Source organism: Anaerobacillus sp. ABR4_321, from assembly GCF_056158505.1.
Map to the genome: position 1 here is coordinate 1 of NZ_JBSWTK010000004.1, position 4,377 is coordinate 4,377.

The 4,377-nt window shown below is 40.5% G+C and carries 3 protein-coding genes and 1 pseudogene; 1 reads left to right on the top strand and 3 read right to left on the bottom strand.

Features of this window, described 5'->3' with window-relative positions; translation table 11 throughout:
• The 3 genes from ACXADT_RS21450 to desA form a co-directional block, all read right to left on the bottom strand.
• On the bottom strand, positions 1-334 hold a 334-nt coding region (locus ACXADT_RS21450; protein WP_474835874.1), incomplete at its 3' end, for a response regulator.
• A complete protein-coding gene (locus tag ACXADT_RS21455) occupies positions 331-1,467 on the bottom strand; it encodes a sensor histidine kinase (protein ID WP_474835875.1) in 1,137 nt (378 codons plus the stop codon). The genes ACXADT_RS21450 and ACXADT_RS21455, both read right to left, overlap by 4 nt.
• 189 nt (positions 1,468-1,656) lie before the next feature.
• Entirely contained in the window at positions 1,657-2,712 is a 1,056-nt protein-coding gene (gene desA, locus ACXADT_RS21460) for a Delta(5) desaturase DesA (RefSeq protein ID WP_474835876.1), read from the bottom strand.
• 259 nt (positions 2,713-2,971) lie between these two features.
• Between desA and ACXADT_RS21465 the strand changes: the two are divergent.
• Positions 2,972-4,307, top strand: a pseudogene (locus tag ACXADT_RS21465) (dipeptidase).
• Positions 4,308-4,377: the final 70 nt, after the last annotated feature.

The window sequence follows — 4,377 nt, forward strand, 5'->3', positions numbered from 1 at the left end:
TTATTGCTAAGGTTAATGGTTTTTGAGGGATACAACCAGCACCTCTTACTCTTGCTTTTTGTGCGCGTTCGAAGTAACCGGCTCTTGCGAATGTTGTAAGAATAATAATCTTGCAGGCTTCATCTTTTAATTCTTCAGCAGCATCCAAACCGGTTTTCATCGGCATTTCGATATCCATAATACACACGTCCGGCTTTTGCTCCCTTACGAGCTTACAAGCCTCTTCACCGTTATTAGCCTGACCTACGACTTCCATTCCTTCTTCAAGATCTAAGAGCGCACCAAGGGCTCCGAGCATCATGCGTTGATCTTCTGCAATGACAATTCGTATCACATCGATTCCTCCTCTTCTGTCTGATGTGCAACATTTGGTACACGGATTGTAAGGGTTGTGCCGTTAGAGCTTTGTATATCTAGCGTTCCATTAACAAATTCCAAGCGCTCTCTCATTCCTTGAAGTCCATGTCCTTTTAATGAATCGATTTTATCAGAGATGCCAACTCCATCATCTCTTACCTCAATCATTACTTCCTCGCTTGACTGCTGGATTGCTACATGACAAGTCTTTGCCCCACTATGTTTAACAATATTCGTGGCCGCTTCTTTTAAGGACATGCTAAGTACATTTTCTGCTAATAAGGGAGTATGAGAAAGCTCTGGATTTCCTTCAAGTATAAAGGTCATTTCTGCTGCTTCTATAATTTGCTGAACCCGAAAGATTTCCTCATTGAGCTTAGACCCTCTCATATTTGAAACCATTTCACGTACTTCTTTTAAAGCGGTTCGTGCCGTTTGATTTATGTCTTGGATTTCTTTTACTGCGTGATCAGGCTTAACATGAATTAATTTCCCTGCAAGATCACTCTTAAGACCAATTAGGGATAGTTTCTGACCTAGAGTATCGTGTAAATCCCTTGCGATCCGTTCTCTTTCCTCAATGACCATGAGTTGGGATATCCTCTCATTAGCATCCTCTAACTGCCCTTCAAGCTTCTGTTGTTGGTTGCGATACCGAATGGTAAAAGGCAAGAGAATGACACCAATAATGGTAATAATGATAAAAGGTAGTTGTGGAAACAAGGACTCGTTTTGGGCGATATAGACGGTGGTAACCGCAGCGAGTGTAGTCGTTAGATGTACAATATAGAGAGAGAGAAATCCTCCTTTGTGTTGGATATTTCCAATAAAGAACGCTAGGAATAAGGAGAAGTACACATAGCCAAACAATAAGGTCATAATTAAACTTATGGCAATCTCAATACTGACCCATACATAGGCGAAACCACTCTCAGAGTTAAATGAGCGCAAATACGCGACGAAAAACAATGCAATCATTAAAATGCCAAATAAAATTTCTGCCACAGAAGAAGCACGGAAGATAAAGAAAAATGGAAGTAAACAGAAGATAATCCATACATATGTGCTAAGACCGGTATTTTTAGGGATGATGTGAAACCAATTTTGCACCACAGTTCCCTCCTTCCTACATTTGTTTTATGTAATCTTATTCAAGCATATCTTACTTCAGTTTTCCCTGTCACTTATAGCCTTTTTAAGCGTTTTTGGACAACAGTTGTTAGCGGGAATCTGATCTTGGACTGCTTTGTTTAAACTCTAGAAAAAAGACCCCAACCAAAGTGGAAGGGATCTGGTTTCTTATTTTTCTTGTAGAGTAGGACGCTTCTGCCCGAGCATCGATTGTTCCTTCGCTTCTTTTAAGCGTGTCTTTGCCTCTTTGAAACTTACGAACGTTTTGTTCTTAGTGTCATAAAGACGGAAACGAATCGATTCTAAGCTCGTTTTAAGTGTAATCGTAGTAGCATGTTCTAATGGTGGTGTAGCATCGTGTGCTTTCTCTAAATTATAATTAGGGACTCTTGGGCTTAGGTGGTGCACGTGATGAAAGCCGATGTTTCCAGAGATCCATTGTAATACCTTAGGAAGCTTGTAATACGAGCTTCCGTCTACGGCTGCTTTTACAAAGTCCCATTCGCTTTCCTCTTCAAAGTAAGAATCTTCGAATTGGTGTTGGACATAGAATAACCAGATACCAAGCATACCCGATACATATAATATAGGCAGGTTAATAATTAGGAACGCCTGCCAGCCGATTGCCCAAATCATCAAAGAATACAGAATGACAATAGCCACATTCGTAATATACGTGTTCATGCGCTCTTTCTTTTTCGCACCTTTGCGATTAAAGCGATTGGCTATTAGGAACAGGTATAGTGGGCCAAGCCCGAACATCACTAATGGATTACGATACAAACGATATGCAAAACGCTGTTTGAAAGATGCTTCTTTATATTCTTCAATGGTCATTACCCAAATATCGCCTGTGCCTCTTTTGTCCAGGTTACCACTTGTCGCATGGTGGATATTGTGATCGCGTTTCCATTTCTCAAATGGAAACAGTGTAATAATACCGGCTATTGTGCCAATAATCCGGTTTGCTTTTTTGTTTTTTAAGAAGGATTGGTGTGTGCAGTCGTGAAAGATAATGAAGATTCGTATGACAAATCCACCAGCAATCATGGCTAATGGAATAGTAGCCCATACAGAAATCTCCAAGCTAAGATACGCTAGATACCAAACCAGGATAAATGGAACAAATGTGTTAATCATTTGTTTAATACCAGCGTTTGAATCAGGCTTTGCGAAAGCCGCAACACTCTTTTTTAATTCTTGTTGTTGTTTTTTTTGATTCATATGATAACTCCTTCAAGCAAGCTTATTGATTGAACTGTTCCTCTAATAATAAATGAACAGCAAACTCTTTATAAGACATAAACGTCAGGTGGGATATATGACATTTGTCATGGTTTGTCTTCCTTTTTGAACCAATTTATTTTATGTTTTGTATTATGTTTAAAATCATGCAACCAATCTCAAACTAAAAGCGGGGTCTTCGAGGTATGAAACGTTTTCTTGTTATAATAAGGGTAAGACATACAGAGGAGGTTGGGTCATGAAGCATAATGAACAATACATAAATGAACTTAATGAATTCTTAAAGATTCCGAGCATCTCGTCTATGCCAGAACACAAAGAAGATGTGAAACAAGCAGCCGAGTGGTTAAAAGAGTCTCTACAAAAAGCAGGGATCGAGAACTTGGAGGTTATTGAAACAAAGGGGCATCCGATTGTCTATGGCGATTGGCTTCATGCGGAAGGGAAGCCTACGGTACTAATCTATGGACATTATGACGTTCAACCTGCTTCTCCGGAGGAACTTTGGGAAACGCCTGCATTCGAACCTACAATACGAGACGATAAGCTCTATGCTAGAGGAGCAACTGATGACAAAGGACAGTTGTTTATTCACGTTAAAGCTGTAGAGAAGCTGATGCAAGAAAATGGTGAATTACCGGTTAATGTGAAGTTCTGTATTGAGGGAGAAGAGGAAATGGCCAGCCCAAACCTGCCTCCATTTATTGAAAACAATCAAGAAAAATTAACTGCAGATGCTGTTTTAATATCGGATACCTCCTTTATTGAAAAAGGGCAACCTGCTATTTGTACATCTCTGCGCGGGGCCTTAGCTATGGAGCTTAACCTGAAAACAGCGAATACGGATCTTCATTCCGGTGTTTACGGGGGAGGAGTTCCAAATGCGATTCACAGTCTAGTGAATTTGTTAGACTCCTTCCACGACTGATCATGGAAAAGTTGCTGTAGAAGGTTTCTATAATGGGGTGCAGAAGCCTACCTCACAACTAAGAGAAGAAGTAGCTTCTATTCCTTTTGAAGAAGAAAAGACGAAAAGGGAACTAGGATTAGAGTCTTTCTACGGAGAAGAAGGTTTTACGTTCCAGGAGCGTACAGGAATTCGTCCTACTCTCGAGATTAATGGATTGGCCGGGGGTTTTCACGAAGAGGGATTTAAAACGATTGTACCAAGTGAAGCTCATGCGAAGATAAGTTGTCGTCTTGTAGGGGAACAAGACCCTGAAGAAGTTTACGAGGCAATCTTAACCCATTTAGATAAACATAAACCAGTAGGGGCAAGTTTTGAAACGAAGAAGCTAATAACCGCGAAACCTGTTTCACTCGACTCAAATAATCCTATGATTCAAAAAGCAGCCGCTGCTTATGAACAGGTTTACGGGGTGGCTCCTTTATTCCCTAAAGAAGGCGGTTCAATCCCGATTGTAGAAGTGTTCTCACGAGTGCTGCGTTCCCCGGTTGTGATGATGGGCTTTGGTTTACCATCAGAAAATTTACACGCACCAAATGAACATATCCATTTAGAGAATTTCACGAACGGAATTGAAACGGTTACCACTTACTTGAAATCACTATAGCCTGAGAAAAGGAAGGCTCTTTCTGAATCAGGTGCTGGTTGTATCCCTGAGAAAACAGGTCGTTAACCTT

Coding starts and splice junctions, on each gene's coding strand:
- desA (WP_474835876.1), bottom strand. CDS start 2,712: ATGAATCAAAAAAAACAACAACAAGAATTAAAAAAGAGTGTTGCGGCT.